Raw genomic sequence first — 3,538 nt, 5'->3', positions numbered from 1 at the left:
GTCCCCACCAGCACCGAGGTGACGGGCGGCCCCAACCAGAACATGCTCCTGGTGCAAAACCAGAACATCGAGCTGGGCATGGTGACGATGGGCCCGGCCTGGGAAGGCTGGAACGGCGAGGGCGACTGGACCGGCGGCGTGGAGATGAGGGACGTGCGCGCGCTCTTTCCCATGTATGGCACGCCCTTTCACATCATTACCCTCCAAGGCTCGGGCATTACCACCGTCGAAGGCCTGCAGGGCCGCGCGGTCGGCGTCGGCCCCGCGGGCGGCACCCCCGGCACCTACTTCCCGCGCTTTTTCGAGCAGCTCGGCATCGACATCCGGGTGAGACAAGCTGGCGCCAGCGACCTGGCCTCGCAGCTCATGGACGGACAAATAGACGGCTTCGCCTTTGCCGCGGGCATCCCCATCGCCTCGTTTTTGGAGATCGAGGCGCAGCGCAGCGCCAACATCTTCACCTTCTCTGAGGAGCAACAAGAACAGCTCCTCGAGGCCTTTTTCTACCTGGGTCCCGACACCATTCCCGCGAGCGCCTACACCAGCCTCGACGAGGACCTAGTGACGGTCGGCATGTATAACGTCGCCATCGGCCACGCCGACCTGCCCGAAGACTTCGTCTACGAGATGGTCAAGACGGTCTTCGAAAACCAGCAGTTCCTGATCGACACCCATCAGTCGGCAGAAGAAACCGTACCGGAGAACATGCTCCCCAACAACACCTTTTTGTGGCTGCACCCCGGCGCCATTCGCTACTTTGAAGAGATCGGTATCGAGATTCCCGAAGCCCTCATCCCCCCGGAATACAGCCCCGCCGCAGCCGGCAACTAGCCGCTGCGCCGGCCCCTCGAGCGCCTGCTCGAGGGGCCGTCTTTCTTACTGGCTCTCGCTGGTAAGCTCGGCCACAAGCAAACGTGCGGATTCCGGCGTCCCCCAAAGATATATAGCTACAGCTATACGGTTTGGTCTGACTTATCTCGGGAGATCATGAGGAGAACTGTATATGGCACAACCCGACAAGCCCGTGGTCCCTGCCCCTGACCCACGGATTGCCAACATCGCGGCCGACGCCGCCTTTATCGAGGACAAGCTGCCGGGCGAACGCAGCCTGCTGAGCTGGCAACACTACCTCTTTTACGCTCTGGCCGTGGGCTTCGTCCTCTTTCACGTCTACGTCTTGAATATCTACGCCATCGACCCCTGGGTCTTTCGCAGCGTCCACCTGGCCTTGGCCTCGGCCTTGGGCTTCGCGCTCTTCGCCGGCTGGTCGAGTGCACGCGAGAGCAAGCGGGTGCCGCTTCTAGACTGGGTTTTAATCGGCGCCAGCCTCTACTGCGCCTACTACATCTACGCCAACTTGCAAAACCTGCTCTTTCGCGTCGGCGTGGTCCCGCAGACGATGGACTACGTGGTCGCGGTCATCGGCCTCTTGCTGGTGCTCGAGCTAACCCGGCGCACCCTGGGCCTGGCGCTGCCTATTTTGGCGCTGGTCTTTATCGCCTACGGCTTCCTGGGGCCTTACCTGCCGGGGGTGCTCGAGCACCGCGGCTACAGCCCCGAGCGCCTCTTTACCTATGTCTACAGCCTAAACGGCGTCTTCGGGGTGACCACCCAGGTCTCCGCCACCTATCTGGTGCTCTTCGTCGTCTTCTCGGCCTTTTTGCAGGTCTCTGGCGTCGGCGACTACTTTATCCGCTTCGCCTTTTCCTTGGCGGGTGGGACGCGCGGCGGACCGGCCAAGGTCGCCGTCTTCGCCAGCGCCCTGATGGGCACCATGAACGGCACCTCGGCGGGCAACGCGGTGGCAACCGGCAGCCTCACCATCCCCCTGATGCGCCGGGTGGGTTACTCGCCGCTCTTCGCCGCGGCCACCGAGGCGACCGCCTCGACCGGCGGCCAGATCCTGCCGCCGATCATGGGCGCGGGCGCCTTTATCATGGCCGAGATCACCGGCATCCCCTACTCGCAGCTCATCTTGGCCGCCATCATCCCGGCGCTCCTTTACTTCATCTCGGTCTACTTCATGGTGGACTTCGAGGCCGTCAAGAAAAACCTGCGCGGGCTGCCCAGAAAGGAACTGCCCAGCATGGCGGAGGTCCTCAAGCAGGCCTATCTCTTTATCCCCGTCATCATCTTAGTCGCCACCATCTTGATGGGCTACTCGATCGTCCGCGCCGGCACCCTGGCGCTTATCAGCACACTCATCATGAGCTGGTTTACCAAGGACAACAAGATGGGCCCTCGCGCCGTCACCGACGCCATGTTCCTGGGCACCCGCAACGTCATCGGCCTGGTGGCGGTCTGCGCCTGCGCGGGCATCGTGGTGGGGATCATCTCGCTCACCGGCATCGGCGGGCGCTTTTCGTCGCTGCTCTTCTCGGTCGCCCAGAACAGCCAGTTTCTGGCGATCGTCTTCGCCATGGGCATCGCCATCTTGCTGGGCATGGGCATGCCCACCACCGCCGCTTACGCGGTGGCCGCCTCGGTGGTGGCGCCGGGGCTGGTGCGCATGGACGTGTTGCCGCTGGTGGCGCACATGTTCGTCTTTTACTACGCGGTCGTCTCGGCCATCACCCCGCCCGTCGCGCTGGCCGCTTACGCCACCGCCGGCATCGCCAACACCAACCCCCTGAAGACCTCGGTGGAGTCGTTCAGGCTGGGGCTAGCGGCCTACCTGGTGCCGTTTATGTTCTTCTACAGCCCGCAACTCTTGCTTGTCGGCGAGCCTTGGCGCATCGCCCTGGCCTTCGTGACCGGCGTCTTCGGGGTCTACTTTGGCCGCGGCGGTGCAGGGCTGGTTCGTCACCCGCATGGCCCTCGTCCCGCGCCTCTTCATGCTGGTCGCGGCCGTCACCTTGATCTCCGGCACCTTCCGCACCGACCTCTTCGGCGCGGCCATCGTCGCGGCGCTCTATTTCTACCAGCGCGCTCAGTCGAGGGGCCGCGAGGCCGCCGAGAGGGCCGAGGTCGAGGCGCAAATAAGGTAGGCGAGTAGCCCCGACGCGGCGCTAAGCCTCGACGGGCGCCTCGACGAGCGCCCTCAGATCGATCCAGGGCCCCTTGCCGACGGACCGGACGTGCGCGATCAGCCTCTCAGCCAGGCTCTCGCCCAGCATGCTCGTCACCTTGGCAGCCATCTCCCCGTCGCTCATGGGATTCTGCGCCGAACCCTTGGGATGCTCGCGCAACGCCTCCAAGACCCGGCCCGAGCGGGTGCGCAAGACCAGGCGGACGGCGTAGGCTTGGGGGTAAAGAGCGTCAAAGGCGGGCTCGTGGTGCATGGCAATCCGCGGCAACAGCGCGCGGACCCGCTCGTCCGCCAGGCTCTCGGGGGCGAAGCTGCGCGCGTCCAGGGAGCCGTGCTCGAGGGCCCAGGCGAGGACGAAGGGGTAGGAGAACTTGGCCTGGTAGGGCGTTTTGGGCTCGGGATCGGGCACGATGTCCATGGCCACGCCGTAGGTATAGACGTCCAAGGACTCGAGCTCGTCGTCGGCGAGTTCGCCAGCCCACTCGAGCGCTAAGTCGATGCCGCTATGGG

The 3,538-nt window shown here is 64.5% G+C and carries 2 protein-coding genes and 1 pseudogene; 2 read left to right on the top strand and 1 reads right to left on the bottom strand.

Going from position 1 to position 3,538, the window contains the following annotated elements:
- Both M3498_16525 and M3498_16520 read left to right on the top strand, forming a co-directional pair.
- Positions 1-831 (top strand): TAXI family TRAP transporter solute-binding subunit (locus M3498_16525; protein ID MDQ3460876.1); only part of this gene is annotated, 831 nt, incomplete at its 5' end.
- Between the two features lie 259 nt (positions 832-1,090).
- Positions 1,091-2,987, top strand: a pseudogene (locus M3498_16520) (TRAP transporter permease).
- A 21-nt stretch (positions 2,988-3,008) separates the two neighbouring features.
- On the opposite strand, the gene M3498_16515 reads toward M3498_16520, so the two are convergent.
- Positions 3,009-3,538, bottom strand: a 530-nt coding sequence (locus M3498_16515) for an MmgE/PrpD family protein (GenBank protein ID MDQ3460875.1), incomplete at its 5' end; no start/stop codon positions are given.

The organism is Deinococcota bacterium (assembly GCA_030858465.1).
Taxonomy (GTDB): domain Bacteria; phylum Deinococcota; class Deinococci; order Deinococcales; family Trueperaceae; genus JALZLY01.
The sequence above is the reverse complement of the archived record's forward strand: the minus strand, read 5'-3'. Positions and strand labels throughout refer to the sequence as shown.